Origin of the sequence: Phenylobacterium sp. LjRoot225 (genome assembly GCF_964252855.1) — a bacterium.
Classification (GTDB): Bacteria; Pseudomonadota; Alphaproteobacteria; order Caulobacterales; family Caulobacteraceae; genus Phenylobacterium.
In genome coordinates this window covers 335,703-354,934 of sequence record NZ_CAXUPL020000002.1, presented here as the reverse complement: position 1 = coordinate 354,934, position 19,232 = coordinate 335,703, and the positions used below count along the sequence as shown (strand labels likewise).

17 protein-coding genes are annotated in these 19,232 nt (G+C 69.4%); 5 read left to right on the top strand and 12 right to left on the bottom strand.

Annotated elements, in window-relative coordinates:
• Nucleotides 1-10: 10 nt before the first annotated feature.
• The 3 genes from ACSQ2B_RS11935 to ACSQ2B_RS11925 form a co-directional block, all read right to left on the bottom strand.
• The gene (locus ACSQ2B_RS11935; RefSeq protein WP_436050071.1) at nt 11-2,122 is read right to left on the bottom strand and encodes a type II and III secretion system protein family protein; all 2,112 of its coding nucleotides are present in this window, start codon (nt 2,120-2,122) and stop codon (nt 11-13) included.
• A gap of 49 nt (nt 2,123-2,171) precedes the next feature.
• On the bottom strand, nt 2,172-3,044 hold the full coding sequence (gene cpaB, locus ACSQ2B_RS11930) for a Flp pilus assembly protein CpaB (RefSeq protein WP_436050069.1): 873 nt from the start codon (nt 3,042-3,044) through the stop codon (nt 2,172-2,174).
• Nucleotides 3,045-3,110: 66 nt separating this feature from the next.
• Entirely contained in the window at nt 3,111-3,308 is a 198-nt protein-coding gene (locus tag ACSQ2B_RS11925; RefSeq protein WP_436050068.1) for a Flp family type IVb pilin, read from the bottom strand.
• 325 nt (nt 3,309-3,633) lie between these two features.
• Between ACSQ2B_RS11925 and ACSQ2B_RS11920 the strand changes: the two genes are divergently transcribed.
• Together ACSQ2B_RS11920 and ACSQ2B_RS11915 are read left to right on the top strand one after the other, a co-directional pair.
• A complete protein-coding gene (locus ACSQ2B_RS11920) occupies nt 3,634-4,587 on the top strand; it encodes a hypothetical protein (RefSeq protein ID WP_436050067.1) in 954 nt (317 codons plus the stop codon).
• A gap of 48 nt (nt 4,588-4,635) precedes the next feature.
• Nucleotides 4,636-5,283: an anti-sigma factor family protein gene (locus tag ACSQ2B_RS11915; protein ID WP_436050065.1), complete on the top strand. Its 648-nt coding sequence runs from the start codon at nt 4,636-4,638 to the stop codon at nt 5,281-5,283.
• Here ACSQ2B_RS11915 and ACSQ2B_RS11910 read toward each other — a convergent pair.
• Both ACSQ2B_RS11910 and ACSQ2B_RS11905 read right to left on the bottom strand, forming a co-directional pair.
• On the bottom strand, nt 5,280-5,837 hold the full coding sequence (locus ACSQ2B_RS11910; RefSeq protein WP_436050063.1) for a peptidylprolyl isomerase: 558 nt from the start codon (nt 5,835-5,837) through the stop codon (nt 5,280-5,282). The two genes, ACSQ2B_RS11915 and ACSQ2B_RS11910, sit on opposite strands and share 4 nt — an antisense overlap.
• Before the next feature lie 160 nt (nt 5,838-5,997).
• Nucleotides 5,998-8,658 carry a PAS domain S-box protein gene (locus tag ACSQ2B_RS11905; RefSeq protein ID WP_436050062.1) on the bottom strand — a complete coding sequence of 887 codons (2,661 nt, stop codon included), beginning with the start codon at nt 8,656-8,658 and terminating at the stop codon, nt 5,998-6,000.
• Nucleotides 8,659-8,880: 222 nt separating this feature from the next.
• On the opposite strand from ACSQ2B_RS11905, the gene ACSQ2B_RS11900 reads away from it, so the two are divergent.
• Nucleotides 8,881-9,384 (top strand): helix-turn-helix domain-containing protein, encoded by a 504-nt coding sequence (locus ACSQ2B_RS11900; protein ID WP_436050061.1) that lies wholly within the window; start codon nt 8,881-8,883, stop codon nt 9,382-9,384.
• Between the two features lie 191 nt (nt 9,385-9,575).
• Nucleotides 9,576-10,193, top strand: coding sequence for a response regulator FixJ (gene fixJ / locus ACSQ2B_RS11895; RefSeq protein WP_436050060.1), 618 nt, complete (start codon nt 9,576-9,578; stop codon nt 10,191-10,193).
• A gap of 27 nt (nt 10,194-10,220) precedes the next feature.
• Here fixJ and nrtS read toward each other — a convergent pair whose 3' ends face one another.
• The 7 genes from nrtS to ACSQ2B_RS11860 form a co-directional block, all read right to left on the bottom strand.
• Complete coding sequence (gene nrtS, locus ACSQ2B_RS11890) at nt 10,221-10,556, bottom strand: nitrate/nitrite transporter NrtS (RefSeq protein ID WP_436050059.1); 336 nt, start codon at nt 10,554-10,556, stop codon at nt 10,221-10,223.
• Nucleotides 10,557-10,618: 62 nt separating this feature from the next.
• Nucleotides 10,619-10,855, bottom strand: coding sequence for a DUF2798 domain-containing protein (locus ACSQ2B_RS11885; RefSeq protein ID WP_436050057.1), 237 nt, complete (start codon nt 10,853-10,855; stop codon nt 10,619-10,621).
• 133 nt (nt 10,856-10,988) lie between these two features.
• The gene (locus tag ACSQ2B_RS11880) at nt 10,989-12,380 is read right to left on the bottom strand and encodes an MFS transporter (RefSeq protein WP_436050056.1); all 1,392 of its coding nucleotides are present in this window, start codon (nt 12,378-12,380) and stop codon (nt 10,989-10,991) included.
• 17 nt (nt 12,381-12,397) lie between these two features.
• Nucleotides 12,398-13,378 (bottom strand): NAD-dependent epimerase/dehydratase family protein, encoded by a 981-nt coding sequence (locus tag ACSQ2B_RS11875; RefSeq protein ID WP_436050054.1) that lies wholly within the window; start codon nt 13,376-13,378, stop codon nt 12,398-12,400.
• A complete protein-coding gene (locus ACSQ2B_RS11870; RefSeq protein WP_436050052.1) occupies nt 13,375-15,825 on the bottom strand; it encodes a CaiB/BaiF CoA transferase family protein in 2,451 nt (816 codons plus the stop codon). Before ACSQ2B_RS11870 ends, ACSQ2B_RS11875 begins: the two co-directional genes overlap by 4 nt.
• Nucleotides 15,822-16,268, bottom strand: coding sequence for a Zn-ribbon domain-containing OB-fold protein (locus ACSQ2B_RS11865; protein ID WP_436050051.1), 447 nt, complete (start codon nt 16,266-16,268; stop codon nt 15,822-15,824). The genes ACSQ2B_RS11870 and ACSQ2B_RS11865 overlap by 4 nt, the downstream gene beginning before the upstream one ends.
• 4 nt (nt 16,269-16,272) lie before the next feature.
• Nucleotides 16,273-17,442 (bottom strand): thiolase C-terminal domain-containing protein, encoded by a 1,170-nt coding sequence (locus ACSQ2B_RS11860; protein WP_436050049.1) that lies wholly within the window; start codon nt 17,440-17,442, stop codon nt 16,273-16,275.
• Nucleotides 17,443-17,633: 191 nt separating this feature from the next.
• On the opposite strand from ACSQ2B_RS11860, the gene ACSQ2B_RS11855 reads away from it, so the two are divergent.
• A complete protein-coding gene (locus tag ACSQ2B_RS11855) occupies nt 17,634-18,860 on the top strand; it encodes a hypothetical protein (RefSeq protein WP_436050047.1) in 1,227 nt (408 codons plus the stop codon).
• The last annotated feature ends 372 nt before the right edge of the window (nt 18,861-19,232 follow it).

The window sequence follows — 19,232 nt, the reverse complement described above, 5'->3', positions numbered from 1 at the left end:
GATCGGCTCCTTAGCGGCCGACGGCGGGAGACGCCGCGGGGTTGCTGATGGGCGTGAGCGCCGGCCTCGCGGCGGTGGTCGCGAGCTTGTTGATGGTCACCGGCTTCGCGGCGGCCACCATGTCGACGGTGATCGGCTCGGCGGCTGACGCAGGCTTCGGCGCGGCGACAGGCTGCGGAGCGACGGCTGGTTTCGTCGCCACGGCGCTCGCGGCGACGGGGGCTGCCGCGGCCTGGCGGACCTGGGCCGGCGCGGCTGCAGGCGGGCTGACCGAGGCGGTGGTCGCCGGGACCTTCGGCGGGGGCGCCGCGCTCGTGGCGGCCATCGTCACCGGGGCGGCGACGACAGGCTTTGGCGCCGGAAGCGGTGCGGGGGTCATGGTCGCCGACGCGACGGTCGCGGCGCGTTGGGCCGGAGCCGGAAGCGCGGTCGGGGCCGGCGTGACGATCGCCGGCAGGGGCGCCGCGACCTTCGCTGGGTTGGGCGGGCTCGCTGTCGGCGGGCTCGTGGCGGCCATCGTCACCGGTGCGGCGACGACAGGCTTTGGCGCGGGAAGCGGCGCGGGCGCCATGGTCGCCGCGACCATCGGCGGGGCTGGCGGGCTCGCCGTTGGCGCGCTCGCGGCGACGATCGTGACCGGCGCGGCGACCACAGGCTGCGGTGGCGCAGGGGCCATGGTCACCGCCGCAACCGGCGCGGGACGCTGGGCCTGAGGCGCGGCGAGGCTCGCCATCGGCCGGTCCGTCGGAACGGGCCGGTCGGTGGAGCCGGACAGGTAGAGGCTCGCTCCGCTCGGGCCCTGGGTCACGTCCGTCGGGGCGAGCAGGTTCCGCCCGTCCGTGGGCTTCGCCAGATGAGCCGTGACGATGATGACCACCTCGGTCTCATTGTTCTGATAGCCGGTCGAGCGGAACAGGGCGCCGAAGACCGGCATGCGCGAAGCCCCTGGGAGGCCCCGCATGTTGTCGCTGAATTCCCGGCGGATCAGGCCGGCGATGGCGAAGCTCTGGCCGTTGCGCAGCTCGACGGTGGTCTTGGCGCGCCGGGTCGTGATGCCCGGGATGCGGAAGCCCTGCAGCACGATGCTGTTGGCGGGATCGAGGGCGCTGACTTCCGGCGCGATGGCCAGGTTGATGGTGTCGCCGAACACGGTCGGGGTGAAGCCGATGCTCACCCCATACTGCTTGTATTCGATGGTGATGGTGTTGGCGCCGCCGACGCCGGCCTGTGGCACCGGGATCGGGAACTCGCCGCCTGCGAAGAAGACGGCCGTTTCGCCCGACAGGGCCACGAGGTTGGGTTCGGCCAGGGTCGAAGCGAAGCCCTTCTTCTCCAGAGCGTCGAAGAGGGTCTGGAAGGTCCAGTCGCCGCTGGTGGAGCGGCCGATCAGGTTGAGGACCGCGTCCGTGTTTAGGATGGGCGCCGCGAAGGTGAGCGATCCGGTCTTGTCCCAGAGGGCGTTGATGTTGTTCAGCCCCAGCTGCTGCAGGGCGGTCCGTTGGACCTCGGCGACACGCACCGAGAGCATGACCTGTTCGGCGCCGCGGATGCTGGTGAGGTTGACCACATGTCCCGGCGCGTACTGCTCGGCGATCGAGGCGGCGCGGGCGGCGGCGGCCGAAGAGGCGAGCACGCCGGTGAGCACCACGCCGTCGCCGTGGGAGGCCACGTCCAGCGTCTCGCCGGGCAGGACCTGGCGCATGGCGCGCCGGATGTTGTCGACGTCGTAGCCGACCCGAAGGTCGAGGGTCGCCAGCGGAGCGCCGCCGCCGCGCGGCATGACGGTGAGGCTGGTCGCCCCTTGTCCCTTGCCCAGGACGTAGAGGGTCCGATCGCCCAGCGGGATGACGTCGCCCACCTTCGGGTTTCCGACCATCACCTGTCCGATCGGCCGGGTGAAGCGCAGGATCCGGGATCCGCCCATCGGCACGGCCAGCTGGCCGCCGTAGCCGGAGGAGTCGGCCACCACGTCCTGCACGGCGCCTTGTTGGGCGGCCGGGGCGTAGGGCTGGCCGTACGGCTGGGCCGCGGCGCCTTGGCCGCCGGTGGAGAGCAGGGCGGTGGTGGCGAGCAAGGTTCCGAGCAGCTTGCGCAGGCCGGGATGGGAGCGATTGGAGGTCATCAACGTTTCAGGCGCTACGCGGCCTGTCCCTGTTTGAGGTTGGTCCGGCTCAGCCGACGCTCGGCACGCGGGTGGAGGTGGCTTCGGCGCCACGGAAGATTTCGATGGTCGGGCTGGCGGGCGCCGTGCGGCGCGGGGCCGTCCGGATCACCTTGCGAACCGGCCGGGCCGCCGGCGCGGGCGGCTTGAAGCCGTCGAGCCGCAGGTCGGCGGTGCGCACGGTCGGCGGGCCGCCTTCGTCGCTGTTGGACAGCGGATCGACCGTGCCGCGCAGCGCCAGTGAGAGCGTGCCGACCTCGGCCGCGAGCGCCAGCTTCTGGGCCTGCTCGGGCGTCACTTCGATGGTCGCAGCCTTGGCCACGACCGGGTCGTTCTTGTTCTGGTTGGCGAGCTGGTCGACGGCGAGCACCCGCACGCTGCGCAGCAGCACGTCGGTGCGCTTGTCATCCTGGTTCGCGTTGCGGTCGCCGTCCTCGCGGGTGATCAGGATGTCGACGAAGTCGCCCGGCAGGACGAAGCCCGCCACGCCGAAGACGTCGTTCACCCGAATGGTGGTGGCTCGCATGCCGACGCGGATCACGCCCGACAGAGTGGCCCGGCCGCCGGGACCCGAGATACGGGTGACGAGCAGCGGCTCGTTGGCCGCGATGGGGCCGAGCGCGACCCGGCGCTGGGCGGTGACCTGAGCGACGGTCTGGAAGGAGCCCTGCGGCTGGGCGTCCTTCGGCCAGGCCTGGACGCGCAAAAGTTCGGGCGTCAGCGCCTCGCCGAAGCCGATCGGCCGGGTGGCGACCACGACGGTGGTCTGGTGCAGCTTGGCGTCCGGCTCGGCGCGGGCGGCGCTCATGTGGCGCAGGCCCCAGATGGTGAGGGCGCCCAGCAGCACGGACACCGCGAGTAGGACAAAACCGATGTTGCGCATGGTTCGCACTCCAAATCGAATAAGGAAGTGGAGGCGGGCAGGTCCGCCCGCCTCCGCAGGCTTTGATCAGGGAAGAGCGGCTTCGAGCTGGACCCACTCGCCGGCCACCCAGGTCCCGACCAGGCCGATCGTGGTGACCGCCCCTACGGTGATGATGCCGATCAGGACCGAGTATTCGACCAGGGACGCACCGCTGTCATCGCGGGCGAGCCGGCTAATCAGGTTTTCGAGCTGCGTCTTCGCAGCGATGTAGGTCTTCAGCACTGTCTGACTCCTCAGAGGATGTTTGCGAAAAAAAGCGCGTTACTCGCCGCCGCGATCGACCACCAGTGATCGACCAACCCAAGCTACTGCAGGCTTTCGCCCACGAGCCCCAAGCGCCGGGTCGCGCCGTCGACCGTCGATTGCGTGTAAAGAGTTGATTAACTGCAGGAAATCTGTTGCCCGACAGGCCGGTTTGGAGGTTATTTGCGTCCGTGTTGCGGAGCTTCGCCTGTCTTTTGAGAGCTTCGCGGGTCGATCGCGGGAACAGTTTCGCGACGTTTCCAATTCTTGGCGGCTATGGGCTGAAAGCAGGGGTGCTGGGTTAATGGCTCGCTTTGATCTGACCCTGGCGTACGCGGGGCTGCGTGCGCTGGGCGCTACATCGGAACTGACCTCGCTGCGGGAGCAGGGCGCTGAGGATGCGTCGGAAGGCGCCCGGTTCCCGGACCATCCTTCGCTGCGCGCCGTCATGGGCGCCCTCATGTGCGCCGGCCCGGGCGCGGCGGCGGCAGGATGGCGGTCCGGCGAAGATTGCGCCGAGCTGGTCGTGCGGATCGGGCTGGACCCCATCCGCGTGCGCCTGCACGCCTGGAACGCCGAGATGGCCTGGCGCGAGGTTTCCGCCGTCACGCCGCTCGCCCTCGACGTCCTGGCCGTCGTCGTCGACCGCCTTCAGGACGCCGGCGGCGAGCTCGTCCTCGTCCGCTGCGCCGACGTTCTCGAGGCGAAGCGCTGCCAGCGCTGGGGCGAGGAGCGACTGGCGCTCGAGCAGCAGGTCGGCCGCGAGCTCCTGCGGCTCGGGGCCATGACCCTTGGCGTCGCGGAGCAGCCGCTCTTCTCGGTGACGCCGCTCGACACGGACGGCGGCCGTTTCGTCATCGCCCTGGATCCCGCGGTGAAGGCGCTGTGGGATGTCGCGCCCCAGCGCCGGCTGAACTGGCGGCTGCTGGATTTCGACCACCGCGCCAACCGCGGCGCGGACGTCCTGGCCATGAAGATGGGCTTCTACTTCAGCATGGCCGGCACCGGATCGCAGCCCGTCGTGCGCAGCATCCGTGCGGTGCTGAAGGGCGTCGGCGCGCTCGGCGAAGCCTCCGGCGGCGGCCGTGGCGGCCGTCTGGCGGACCGTTTCGAGGAGGCCGTGCTGCGCCTGCATGAGCGCGGCCTGGTCACCGTGACCTATCGCGGCTCGCGCGAGCCCTCCATCCTGGACGAGCGGGTCAAAGGGTGGGTGACGCGCTGGCTGGAGACCACGGTCGTCGCGCAGATTCGCCAATGACGCGGGCCGCTTTGCGCACCGGGTGTTGAAGGTCGCGGTAGCCGGTCGATGCGCCTGACCGACGATATCCTCAGCGCCTACATCGACGGCGAGCTTCCCGTGGAGGCGGCCACGCGGGTGGCGCTTGCCCTGACGCGGGACCCCGACGCCGTGCGCCGCCTGGACGAGCTGCGCCAGGGCGACGCCGCCTTGTGGGAAGCCTTCGAGTGCAGCCGGCCGGGCGAGGCGGACCTCACCGCGTCCGTCACCGCCTGGATGCGGCGCGCCGAGACGTCCCGCGCGCTGGCCGGGCGCGTGGCGCTGCTCGCCGTGGCTGCGGCGCTCGGCTTCGGCGTCGGCGTGATCGCGACGCCGCGCGACATCCGCCTGAGTCCCGCGCATGGCCTGCTGGCCGACGGAGGCCTCGAGCGGGCCTTGGACGCACAGTTGAGCAACGCCCCCGGGCGGGTGCGCATTGCGCTTACGTTCCGCGCCGCCGATGGGCGGTTTTGCCGCGAATTTCACGCCGGGCTGGCTCTCGAAGGCCTCGCCTGCCGGCACGGCGACAGCTGGCGTCTCGCCGTCCTCTCGTCGCCGAGCGCGGGGAATGGCGGTGACCGTGCGCGCAGCGGGGGCGTCGGGCCGGTCGTGCTCGACAGGCGCCAGGAGCAGGCTCTGATCCGCTCCAAGTGGACCCAGGTCGTCGCGGCCCCCTAGGCGCGGCGCATGCTCCGGATCGGTACGGGCGGGCTCAGCCACTGGCCGCGCTGATCGGCGAACTCAGACTTGCCGTTGGTCGGCAGGGACAGGATCTTGCGGACCACCGCCATGCCCTTCACGACCTGGCCGAAGGCGGCGAAACCCAGGTTGTCGCCTGGCGCGCCTGGATGGGCGTCCAGATAGGGCTGGGGGGCGGTGCAGATGAAGAAGTTGTTCGTCGCCGTCCCGGGATCGAAACGGCCGAGCGAGATCGTGCCCGTCGTATGTCGAAGCCCCGTCATCGTCGTGCTCTCGTGACGGATCGGCGGGTAGGGGTGGATCTTCGGGTTCGGCGCGCCGACGATCGTCCCGTCCCTGGGCGCGCCAGGCGTTCGCGCCGCACGGAAGAAGGATCCGCCGTCGTAGGCGCGCGAGTCGACGTAGCGCAGGAAGTTGGTGGAAGTGATCGGAGCCCTCTGAGCCTCAAGTTCGACGACGATCGCGCCGCGGCCCGTGTCGATCACGACCAACGGCTTCCGGGGCGCCGCGAGGCTCGCGCCAGGCGTGGTCATCAGCAGCCCGGCCGCGCCCAACACACTCCGACGTCCTAGTCTGGCGACGCTCATCGATGGCCTGCTCCGAATTGACTATTCCCACTCTATCTTCCTGCGCGCCGGGTGGTCGACCCACGCCTGCCCGCCAGGCGGGGTCAGCGACTATCGACTGGAAGCGTCAGCCCTCGACAAGACCGCAGAGTCGCTCCGCCCAGGGATGGAGGACGCAGGCGGCTTCCTGCACGGCCGCCCGCATCCGCACGAGGTCGGCGTCGAACGGCCGGTCGTCGCGACAGGACGCTTCGAGGCGTCGCGCGGCCGCGCCCAGGCTTAACAGGCCCAGCGTGCCGGCCGTGCCGGCGACCTTGTGCGCGTCTTCCAGCACCGTGAGCCGCGCCTCGTCGAGGAACCGCTGCGCCAGCTGTTCCTGGAACATGCGAACGAGCTTGAGCGTCGTCGCCGGCCCCATGGAGGTCTCGAAAGCCTCCCGGACCTGTCGCTCCTCGTCGCGCCGGTCGGGGGACGAGGGCTGGACCGGCGGCCCCGCGACGCCGTCGAAGATGCGGACCAGCGCGCGCTCCAGGTCCTGGGGCGCGAGCGGCTTGAGGAGATGACTGTTCATGCCCGCAGCCAGGCAGGCGTCCACCTGCTCCGGCGTGCCGCTGGCGGTGAGGGCCAGCACCGGCAGCGACATGAAGCCGGCCGCCCGGATCGCCTGGGTGGCGGCCAGCCCGTCCATCACCGGCATGTGGACGTCCATCAGCACGAGGTCGTAGCGCCCGCCCGTCACCGCCTCGACGGCCTCCTGGCCGTCGCAGGCGAGATGCACCTCGCAGCCGTGCCGCTGCAGCATCTCCTGGAACAGCTCGCGGTTCAGCGCGACGTCGTCGACGACCAGCACCCGACGGCCGAGGAAGCTGGCGCGCCCCTGGGCGGCCTTTTCGCGGCGCGGCGCCATCCGCCCGCGCGGAAGCTCCAGCTGGAACCAGAAGGTCGCGCCCCGGCCGGGCGCGCTCTCCACCCCGACCTCGCCGCCCATCAGCTCGACCAGCTCGCGGGAGATGGCGAGGCCAAGGCCGCTGCCGCCGAAGTTGCGGGTGATGGACCCGTCGGCCTGGGAGAAACGCCGGAACAGGTTGGGGATCTTCTCCGGCGCGATGCCGATGCCCTGGTCGATGACCTCCACCTTCAGCCAGGCGCGGTCGTCGGGCCGAGGCTGCGTGGTCAAGGCGACGGTGACAGTCCCCTTCACCGTAAACTTCACGGCGTTGGAGAGGAAGTTCAGCAGCACCTGGCGCAGGCGGTACTTGTCGCCCACCAGGACGCCGGGATCCTCCCCGGCGATCTTCAGCTCCAGGCCCTTGTCCGTCGCCTGCGGCTCGACCATCGAGAGCGCCTCGGAGACCATGTCCCCGACGCTGAACGGGCGCGCCTCCAGCTGGACCGCGCCCACCTCCAGCTTGGAGAAGTCGAGCACGTCGTTGATCAGACTGTTCAGCGCCTCGCCGGCTCCGCGCACCAGCAGGATCCGCCGCCGGTCCTCGGCGGTCAGGTCCTTGCTTTCCGCCAGCAGGCGCGAGAAGCCGATGACGCCGTTCAGCGGCGTGCGCAGCTCGTGGCTCATGTTGGCGAGGAATTCCGACTTCGCCCGGTTGGCGGCCTCGGCGGCGTCCCGCGCGGTCGTCAACTGTTTCGCCATGGCGGCGAGCGCCGCCTGCGCCTCGATACGCTCCGTCTGATCCTGGACCTGGGCGATGAAGTGGAGCGGTTCGCCGCGCTCGCCGCGCGCGAGCGATATGGACAGGTGCGCCCAGACCGTTCGGCCATCCTTCCTCAGGTAGCTCTTGTCGCGGCTGTAGCTCTCGATTTCGCCTGTGAGCAGTTGCTCGATCTGCTCCACCCGGATGGCGTTGGGATCCAGAGGATCGGGGTGGACGATCTGCTCGAAGCTCACTCCCAGCAGTTCGTCTTCCGTGCAGCCGACGATGCTGCACAGGGCCTGATTCACCTTCTTGAGCCGCCCCGTCATGCTGACCAGCGCCATGCCGATGGAGGCATGGGTGAAGGCGGTTTCGAACACTTCCGTCTGGGCCCGGCGCTCGCTGATGTCGTGCATCAGCGTGGTGAAGATCCACCCGTCGGTCATGCGCGTCGCGCTGGTCGCCACCTCGACAGGAAATTCGTCGCCGTTCTTGCGCAGCGCCGTGAGCTCGAGCCTGTGATCGAGCCCCGCGGCCTCGCCCGTCTCGCGGAACCGCGCGAGCCCGTCGACGTGGGTGGCGCGATCCCGCACCGGGAAGAGGAAGTCATAGAGGTTGGTTCCGATCACCTCGTCCGCGCGCCAGCCGAACGTCACTTCGGCGTGATGATTCCAGTCCAGCACTCGCCCGAAGGCGTCGACGCAGATGATCGCCTGGTTGGCGTTGGCGATAACGCGTCGCGCCCGGTCCTCGCTGGCGGCCAGCTGGTCCTCAAGCGCCCGTCGGTCGGAGATGTCGCGGATCACCGCCACCAGCTCCTGCGGCTGACCGGCCGGGTCGCGGACGAGGCGGAAGCGGGTTTCCACCCACACCGGGTGTCCGTTCCGGTGGTGGGCGCGGTGCTGGAGGGTGGCTTCTTCCCGCCCTGCGACCAGTTCGGCGATGGTGGCGCAGAACTGCGGCCGGTCTTCCGGATAGACGAAATCCTGAACGGGCCGGCCGCCCATTTCGTGCGGGCGATAGCCGAGCAGGTCGAAAACGGCGGGTGAGACGTAGTCCGAAGACCCGTCGAGCCGGATGCTGGTGACCACGTCAGCCATGTTCTCGGCCAGCAGCTGCTTGCGCTCGGAGTCCGACATGCGCGTTAGATCCTGCTATGGCCGGGAAGACTGATCGAGGCGCCCGTAAAAGTATATGGAACGCAGGGTCGCACGCCGTGCGCGTCGCGTCGGCGCGCGGGCTCGATTGTCGCCCGCCCCCGTAAAAATACGGGGGTAGTTCTCCGGAATTTCAACCGCAGTTTGCCTCGATCACCTTCGCCGCATGGAGCGTCATGACGGCGCCGATGGAGCACGCGACAGATGAAACCCCTTTCTCAGCCCTGCGCCGCCTCGGCGGGCGGAGAGGCGTCGGACGCCGCCGCGCCGCATCCGGTGGACCGGCAGGTCGGGCTGCGGATCCGTATGCGCCGCAAACAGCTTGGCTTCAGCCAGGAGCGGCTCGCCGAGGCGCTCGGCTTGACGTTTCAGCAGGTGCAGAAATACGAGCGCGCCGCGAACCGGGTGAGCGCTTCGAAGCTGTTCGAGATCGCCCGCGCGCTGGACACCAGCGTGACCTATTTCTTCGATGGGCTCCCCTCGATGGAGGACGCCGAGGCGCCGGTCGCCAGGAATCTGGCCGTCCACGACCTCCTGCTCACGCCCGAAGGCGCGGAGCTGGCCGATCTGTTTGCGAAGCTGCCGCGCGGCCGGGTGCGTGGCCGAATGCTGGATCTGTTTCGCGCCATGGCCGACGCGCAACCGGCGCCTGACCCCAAGGCCGAACCCGCCCCGCGACTTGTCTGGGAGCCTGCCCGCAGCTCCTGATCCTGATCGACCGACGCCTGCACGCGCCGAACCGCCCGGTTTTTTAACTCGCGGACGGCTCGAATCCCTTACGCGACCGCATGTCACGCGGTCATCGCCGCTTTCTCACCCTATGGTGGCGTAATCGCGCGTCGGTTGCGGACGCTGGCCGCGCTATATGGTTTAGCGGATGGCGAAAGGGAGCAGCGAGAATGGCCGAGGCAGTCGCCATCCACGTCATTGATGACGACGTGATCATCCGTGAGCTGCTCTCGGCCCTGCTGAGCGCCGCCGACTACGACGTGCAGACCTATGAATCCCCGCGGTCCTTCCTGGAGCGGCTGCCGACCCTCGCCAGCGGGTGCATCCTCACCGACGTGAGAATGCCCGACATGACCGGGCTCCAGCTCCTGCAGCACATTCGCGCGCGTCTGAAAGATTTCCCGACCATCGTCCTCACCGCGCACGCCGACGTGCCGCTCGCGGTCGAGGCGCTGAAATCCGGCGCCTTGGACCTGATCGAGAAGCCGATCGACAGCATCGCCCTGCTGAAAGCGGTGCGGGAGGCCGTGCAGAGCCTATCCCGCACCGTTGAGGAGAACCAGCGCAAGGCCCAGTGCGCGCACCGGATCTCCGCGCTCACGGCTCGGGAGCGGGACGTGCTGCGCGGACTGGTGGCGGGTTGGTCGAACAAGGTGATCGGCCGGGAGCTCGAGATCAGTCCGCGGACCGTTGAGAACTACCGCGCAAACCTGATGGTCAAGATGCAGGCCTCGAGCCTATCGGAACTCGTCCAAATGACCTGTCTCAGTGAAGGCCAATCTTCCTAGGGACGTCGGCTGCGCCAAAGCCTGCTCCTAGGCTTGCCCGCGGTCGGACGCCGCGCTCAGAACGCCTGCGTAGGTTCCATAGCTCGAGACGGCGAAGGGCACGCAATAGGTCAAGGCGATCTTCCAAAGCACCACATGCTCGCCAAGAACGATGGCCGACCCCTGATTGATGGCGTTGAGAAGGGTTCCGACGACAAGGGAGACGAGCAGCGATCGTCGCACGCTCTGCGCGCGGAACATGATCCTCCAGGCCTCATGGGGCGTCTGCACGCCGCGACCCTGCAGGCTCGAGGCCTCGGCGGCAAACGCCTGCGGGCGCCGCAGGGCCGGGCGCCGGGCCAATTGCCGCAGGCTTGGGCGCACCTAAGCTGCTCCAGCCGGTGATGTGAGCATGGCGGGCTGAGCGGAGGCGGCGAGCTGCTCGACTAGGGCGTTTCCGCTCGCGTCAACATATCCGTCAATCGGCGAATGGCGGGGGCCGCAAACAACACGATCGGCAACATCATCAACCAAGCCAGAAGCCAGGACTGCAACCAGTGGGACACGAACGTGCCGGCGGCTAGAAATGGCAGGCTGGCGATCGCCGCCGCAATTGCGCAGGTCAGACAAGACTGGATGACGCCATAGACAAAATGGCTGAACCTTCGCGGAATTCCGAACATCCGAAATCCTGACCGGGCGCCTCTGCAAAGACAAGTAGGCGCCGTGTCCGCACTAGCGACCGGAGGTCGGCGCCCAAACCCTCGGCATGGCGCGGCTCCGTCTCCGCGCGCCGGGTGCAAGACCCCGAGCTGGTCAGGCGGGTTCCGCATGGCGCAGCCGCTCCGCGAGAGTCAGTCCCAGGCCCAGGCAGCACAGGCCAGTGACTCCGGCGAGAGATGCGGCGACCAGCGACGGGATCGCGCCCGCACCAACCCCGCCCGCCAGCAAGGCCGCAGCCGTCGTCGAGCCCAGGACCTGGCCTGCCAGCCGGGTGGTCTGGGACAGTGCGCCCGCGGCCGCTGCCCGCGCCGTCGGCGCGGCGGCGAGGATCTGTCGCGCATTTGGCGAGAGAAAGAGGCCGAACCCGACGGCCGCCAGGCCGATCCGCCAGATGACGTCCAGGTGGTCGGGCGCGGCGGGCAGGCCGGCCAGCGCCGCCATGCCGGCCAGGGCGATGGCCATTCCGACGCCGCCCAGTCGCGCGGCGGGCACGCGGTCCGACAGCATGCCGGACGCCGGCGCCACCACCATCATCACCATCGGCCACGCCGCGAGGACGAGGCCGGCCTCGGCCGGCGAATAGCCGAATTCGCGCTGCAGCCTGAACGGCAGCGTCAGCATCACGGTTGTCGTCGCGAGGTTGGCGAGCAGCGACCCCGCCGATCCCAGCGCCATCGCCGGGTCGCGCAGCAGGTCCACCGGAAACACCGGGTGTGTCTGACGCAGTTCGCGACGCACGAAGGCCGTTCCGACCACGAGCGCAGCTCCGATCAGGCCGGCGCAAGCCGCCGGCGAGCCTCCGTGCACGGCGCTTTCGAGGCCTACGACCGCAAGGCCGATCGTGACGGCGCACATCAGGGCCGCGGCGAGGTCATAGGGCGCGCTCTGGCGGTGAGGATCGGGCAGGGCTTTGCGGCCGAGGCCGATGGAGAGCAGCGCAAGGGGCGCGCAGACCGCGAACAGCCAGGGCCAGGGGGCGACGGAGAGCACCATTCCGCCGATCGTCGGCGCCAGCGAGGCCGAGGTCGCGGCGACCATGGTGTTGAGCGCCATGCCTCGCCCAAGCCGCGCCCGCGGATAGATCGACCGCAACATCGCGGTGCTGACGCTGAAGGTCGCCGCCGCGCCCAGCGCCTGGATCCCGCGGATCAGCACCAGGGCCGGAAGGCTGCGGACGAAGAAGCACAGAAGCGGGGCGATGACGAAGACCGCCTGCCCGAACTGAAAGAGGGTTCGATGGCCGATGCGGTCGCCCAGCGCCGAGAAGGGCAGCACGGTCATGATCAGGATCAGCTGGTAGACCGTGACCACCAGGACCGTCGCAGACGGCGCGATGTTCAGCTCGTGCGCCAGGGTCGGCAGGGCGATGTTGACCCCGCCATTGTCGAGGCTTGCGACCAGGGTTCCGAGCGAGAGCGCCAGGATCGCCGCGAGGCGCCGGCGGCCGGGGAGGCCATCCTCCGACGCGCGCCTCGCCGCCGCCAACTGGGGCTCAGACGCACTCAAGTCGGCGCCCGGCGCCTCTCGGCGTACTGGTCGTAGGCGCGAATACGCTCGATGTAGTCCCGCAGGCCTGACGTGAGCGTGTGCCGCGGCGTGAAGCCGAGATCCCGTAGGCGCCGATTGTCCATCGGCGGGTGCGGATTGGTGGGGGCGTCGGTCTCGGACACAGTGATCCGGGCGTCCGGAAGCAGCTCTTGCAGCGCATCGCTGAACTCGCCGACGGGACGACGGTCGGCGGCGACGTTGTAGAGGTGGTGCGGCAGGTGCGGCGCCGTCAGGGCGAGCCAGGCGGCCTGCGCCGCATCGTCCGCATAGGTGAAGTCGGCCAGAGCGTCGCCGCGCGGCATGTCGATCGGCCGGCCGCGCACCGCGTCTTCGACCCGGGCCATGTAGTGGGATTGGCGGGGCGGCTCGAGGAGGCCGGAATTGTAGGACCCCCGCCAGGCGCGCCCGAGGCCGTAGGTCGATCCGAACCTGAGGCTGACGACCTCCAGGCCAAGCTCCTGGGTGTAGTAGCGGCCGAGCGCCTCCGCCCAGACCTTCGAAAAGCCGTACGGCTCCAGCGTGTCGGTCGCGAGATCCTCGGTCAGGCGGCTCGCCGTCTGCCTGCCGTAGGCGGCGACGGAGCTGCAGAAGAGGACCCGACGGACGCCCGCCGATCGCGCCGCTTCGAAGACGTTCGCCACGCCGTCCGTCTGTACGCGGACATAGGGCAGCATCTGGCCGAGCGCGGGCGATCCCAGGATGAAGGCGTAGTGGGCGATGCGGTCGACGCCGTGGTCCGCGATCGCCCGGCGCATGGTCTCCGGGTCGGCGACGTCGCCCTCGATCACCGTCGTGCGGTCCAGCACGTCCTCGATCCGGCCGAGGTCGAGGTGCTTGTCCAGCACGACGATCCGTTCCTGGCCCCCGGACTGCAGGGCGTAGCGGGTGAAATAGGAGCCCAGGAAGCCTGTGCCTCCGGTGACAAGGATCGTCATGATGCGTGCGCCGGGACGGGCTCGTCCTGATCGGCGGGAAGGCCGATGACATTGGCGGCGTTCAGGCGCGCGATCTCGGCCGCGTCGCAGCCGAATTCGCGCAGCACCTGCCGGGTGTGCTCCCCGAGACCGAGGTAGGGCTTTCCCGCTTCACACGGGGTCTCGGAAAATCTCACGACGGGCGCGTGACGCCAGTACCGGCCGCCCGGCGCCTGGTCGGCGAAGGCGCGGCTCTGGGTCGGAACCATCAACCCGACGGCCTTGGCGTGCGGATCCTCATGCAGGAACCGGCGATGCCCCAGGCCGTCGGCTCGCACACAGCCGAGGTCGGCGGTCGTCAGGAGCTGCTCCCAATGGTCGGCGCTGCGGGTCCTGAACAGCGGCTCCAGTTGCTCGCCGAGGGCGAGCCGGTTCTCGTAGCGCGCGGCCGAGGCGGCGAAGCGCGGATCGCGGGCGAGATCCTCACGACCGACGATCTTGCAGAAGGCTTGGAACTCCGGATCGAACGGTACGGCGAGGAACACCCAGCCGCTGGCGGTTTCATAAAGGCGATAGGCAGCCTCCAGGCCCAGCTGCGCCTTGTCCGGCGTCCGCCGCGGCGGCTTGCCGGCGTAGTCGAAGGCGTCGTCCGAGTTGCAGTAGACGTTGGAGTTCATCATCGAGGTCTCGACGTACTGGCCCTTGCCGGTCAGCAGGCGGGCGGCGAGGCCCAGCATGATGCCGGTCGCCACGCCGCTGCCGGCGATGGGGTCCGGCGACTGGTCTCCCTTGGGGCGGTTCCCGTCTCCGGACTGGAAGACCGAATTACCCGAGAAGGCGCCCATCGTCGGATTGAAGGCGGCGCGCCGTGAATCCGGCCCCTCGGAGCCGTAGGAGCCGGCGTAGACGTAGACCAGATCCGGCTTGATCTTGCGCAGAGTCTCATAGTCCGCGCCGATCCGCGCCGGCGCGCCAGGCCGCATGTTGTGCATGACGATGTCGGCGCGTTCGACCAGCCTGTGCAGGATCGCCTGGCCCTCCTTGGTCTTGAGGTTGAGCGCGACATTCTCCTTGCCCTGGAAGGAGCGGATCATGTTCTCGTTGGTGATCATCGCCCGGTAGGGATCGCCGGACAACGGCTCGACCTTGATCACCCGCATGCCGAGATCAGCGAGCAGGGCGCCGGAGAACGGCGCCGCCAGCCACGAGGCCAGCTCCAGCATCACCAGCCCCTCCAGCGGACGCCCGGGCCTGCCGCCGGTCGCGGCGATCTTCGGCGGGGACGCGGGCGGGGCGGCCAGGATTTCGGCCGTATGCTGCCCGGGCGAAGGGGCCGGGCGGGAAATCACCGCGGGCGTCTCGCTCATCTTCGCGAACGGCCCCACCTGCGCCATACGGCCGAAGCGCGGATCGTCGAGCTCGATGGAATGGCCGTTGGCTGCGAACTGCTCATGGCGCAGCGCTTCCTGCGTGGTCTGCATGATCTCGCCCGCGCAGTCGGGATTCTGCCGATAGATCTCGCGCCATTCGAGCGAGGTCTTCTGCTTCATCCGCTCGAAGATCATCAGGTTCAGCGCGATCCGGTCGTCGGAGTTGACGAGCCTCGGCGCGTCGCGAAAGCGCGGATCGTCCCAGATCCAGTCCAGGCCGATGGCGCTCATCCAAGCCCTGAACAGCTCCGGCTGAAGATGCGAGTGCATGATCCAGCGTCCGTCCTTGCACTCGACGCAGAGCTGGCTCGGCGTGGCGGTGTAGGGGTCGGATTCATGGCGGTCGGCGACGAGCTCGCCGCGCATGACCGCCTCCTTGGGCGCTTCGTTCGGATAGCGGTCCGGCGGAAGATCCTGGCCCTCGAAGCGGCGCCAGTCGTTGTTCGGCGCGGTGACGCCGGCCAGCAGGCTGGTCTCCACGCGCTGCCCGCGCCCGGTGATCTGGCGCACCCGCAGCGCCGCCACCAGGGCCTGAACGCTGAACATGGCGGTGTGGTAGGAGGTGTCGTTGACCGCGCGATAGGTCGGCCGCCCGCGCTGCCAGCCGACCTGTTCGCGCATGCGGCCGGTCTTGGCGTTGACGATCCCGTCGTAGAGCTTGAGGTCCTTGTAGGGGCCGGTCTGGCCGAAGGCGGACAGCGAGAAATAGATCAGCGCCGGATTGGCCGCCGCCATGGCCGCGTAGCCGACGCCCAGCCGGGAGACCTCGCCGGGGCGCAGGCTCTCGATGAAAATGTCCGCCCCCTGCAGAAGGCCGCGCGCCTGGTCGCGCCCCTGCTCCGAGGACCAGTCCAGCTCGACGCTCTTCTTGCCGCGGTTCCACAGCCTGTAGGCGGGAAGCTCCCACCAGGGGTCTCCGCCCGGAGGCTCGAGGCGGATCACCTCGGCGCCATAGTCCGCCAGGATCATGGTGGTGAGCGCGCCCGCCATCCCTTGCGTGAGATCGATGATCCGGACACCGTGGAAGATCTGGCTCATCTGCGCCTTCCTTGATCGCTGAAATCGTCGCGCACCCGGAACACCGGAACCGCAGCGTTCACCGCCTGGGACCAGCCCAGGGTCAGCGGCGCGCCGACGTGGATGGCTGAAAGGGGGCTGTTGGTGATCGCCGCCAGGAGGCGGACGCCGTCCGCTTCGGGAAACTCGATCAGCGCAGGCACGTGGATCGCGCCGTCATCGTCCTTGCGGTTGCGGACGATCGTGAACGCGTAGATCTGCGCCGGGCCGGACGCGGTCCACTCGACCTGTTGCGACTGGCAATGCGGACAGAAGGGACCGGGCGGCCAGCGGAACCGCCGGCACGCGCCGCACCGCGGGAGCAGCAGCTCACCTTCCGCCGCCGCGTCCCAGAAGGGCTGGGTCCAGGGGTCGATCGGGATTTCGAGCGCGCTGAGATCGGGCGCGCGGCTGATCTCTGGCATCGCTTCAATTCCTCAGGATGGCGCCGCTCATCGGAATCGGCGCCGGCCCTCCGGTGACGAGCGCGAACTGCGCGCCGGCGACCTGGTTGACGGCAGTCCCGCGCAGCTGCTCGACGGCCTCGCGGATGTGGGTCATGCCGATCACATAGGCTTCGGACAGATGGCCGCCGTGCGGATTGACCGGAATGGCGCCATCGGCGCGGATCGCGCCGCTCTCGACGAAGGCGCCGCCTTCGCCTCGGGCGCAGAAGCCGTAGTCCTCGAGCTGAAGGATCACCAGCGGCGAGAAGTGGTCGTAGATCAGGGCGACGTCGATGTCCTGGGGCCCGACGCCCGCCGCCGCATAGAGCCGCCGCGCCACCGGCTCGCCGCCGGCGGAGACGAAGACGTCGTCGGGCATGTTGAACCAGAAGAAGGCTCTGCCCCAATCCCGCGACCCGGCATGGGCGCTGGCGGCGATGTAGACCGGGCGCTGGCGCAGGTCGCGGGCGCGTTCGGCGCTGGTGACGACGAAGGCCAGCGCCCCGTCCGTCTCCAGGCAAAAGTCCAGCCGGCACAGCGGGTCGGCCAGCATGGGGGCGGCCATGTATTCGTCGAACGTGAGCGGCCGCCGGCGCAGGGCTGTGGGCCGCGTGGCCGCGAAGCTCCGCGAGGCCATCACCACCTCGGCGAAGGCCTCGCGCCGCGTGCCGTAGCGGTGCATGTGCCGCCGCGCGACCAGGGCCAGGGCGGCGCCCGGCCCGGTGAGCCCCGCCGCCTTCGACCAGACGCTGTCCGGCGTCGCCGCCAGGTTCGACAGGGCAAGCCCATAGCGGTTGCGGCTCTGCTGGCAGGCGCCGATGCAGACGACGGTCTTGGCGCGACCGGTCTCGATCGCCATGGCCGCGAGATCGAGCACGCCGGCCGATCCGCCCCCCTGGGCGGAGACGATGCTGGCGAAGGAGATCTCCGGGATCCCGAGCATCTCGGTGATCAGGCTGGGCTCGAAACCGTTGGCGTAGAAGGCCAGCCCGTCCACATCGCGGATGTTCAGGCCGGCGTCCGCCACGGCGGCCAGCACGGCCTTGCCGATCAGTTCGTACAGGGTCTGCGGGACGGACTCGCCGCGGAAATAATAGGGCGTCGCGCCGACGCCGGCGATCGCGGTCTTCGCGGCTGACGAGGTCGAGCGCATTCCCGAAGTCTACAGGCTCGAATACGGCGCAGGACACGATCCGGCGTCCGAAACGCATGCCCGATCGTCTTCGGACGCTGAGGCATGTTTTCCGGATGATCCGCCATGGCGGGCGCATTCGGCGCCTCATACGCTCCGCGCCCAAGCCCGCGGGCGTGGCCGGCGAAGCCTCAGTCAGGAGAGCGATGAAGATGTCCTTCCTTCTCGGGGCGCTGCTGTTCGCCGTCGCGGTTCCGCCCGCAGGCGCGGCCGAGCCTCCGCCCGCCGGCGCGATCGCCGGCTGGAACGACTTCGTCGATCAGCTCAGGACCCTGCCGGATCGGCTGCTCGCCAAACTGCCGGAGTCCCTGCGTCAGGACCCTCAGGTGCAGCAGGAGGTGGCGCGTCTCGTGCTGGAGTCGCTGGCGGTCTCCAGCCTCGACGCCATCGGCGGGGACGGCGATCACCCGATGTTCCTGGCGAACCAGAACCTCACCCTGGACCTGCCGATGCCGAACGCGGACACCACCTACCGGGTCTCGCGCATCACGCCGGGCGGAACCTATCGTCTTCGTGGGGAGCGTGGTTCGTTGCGCATGGCGCATCTGAGCCAGGTCGGCCCGGGCCGGAGCGCGCTGGACCTGAACACCCTGCAGGCCGACGCGCAGGGCCGCTTCGACCTGCTCCTGAGCCCGACCCGCCCGGCGGGCTACGACGGCGACTGGTGGCCGCTGCAGCCTTCAACCAACAGGCTCCTGCTCCGCCTGGTGAACTCTGACTGGGGACGCGAGCGGGATCCCACCATCGCCATCGAACGCCTCGACCGACCGCCGCAGAGGCCGAGACCGAGCGCCGCGGACCTGGAGCAGCGCTTGCGCAGCCTGCCGCAGGCCGCCGCCGTCCTGCCGATGATGTTCGTCGACCATGTCGCCAAGCTGCGCGAGGAGGGATACGTCAATCGGCTGAAGCTCCTCGACCTCTCGCAGATCGGCGGCGTAGCCGGCCAGTCCTACTTCGAGGGCGCGTACGATCTCGCCAGTGACGACGCCCTGCTGATCGAGACCCAGGTCCCGGCCGGCTGCACCTACTACTCGTTCATCCTCGGCAACGAGATCCACGAGACGACCGACTGGCACAACAACCACTCGAGCCTGAACGATTCCCAGGCGAAGCGGGACGAGGACGGCGTGTTGCGCATCGTCGTCTCAGCCCGGGACCCCGGCGTTCCGAATTGGCTGGACACCGCCGGCTATCCGCGCGGACTGGTGCAGGCGCGCTGGACCGGCTGCCCGGCGCCCCCGCCGCTGGTGGTCCGCAAGGCGTCGCTGGTCGAGGTGCGTCGCCTTCTGCCGCGCGAGACGCCCGTCGTCACGCCCGCCGAGCGCGACGCTGTGATCCGCGCCCGACGCCTCGCCCTGCAGCAACGGCCGCTCTGGTAAGGCGCTGGAGCCGCCGCGGCCGCATAGGCGCTAACTTACGGCGCCCCGCATCGCCCTTCCCCCACCGTCATTCCCGACCTTGTGTCGGGAGCCCATGCACACGGAGCGACAGAGACAATCCTGCGCCTTCGACGTTCATGGGTGGCCGGGACGGGGCCCGGCCATGACAAAAGGATGGGGGCAGCCCCTTAAGTTGGCACCCCTGCGCGCCGCCGCGGATTCGGACGAACAAGCAGTCGTTCCGGAGGAACCGAGATGGTCGCCTCGTCATCCAAAGGCCTAATCTTTCCAGGCTGCTGTGAGAGGCGGCAGAGGAATTGAGGCTTGGCCTCCAATCGCGCCGTCGTGATCCGCCGTCCTGCCTGGGCGCGA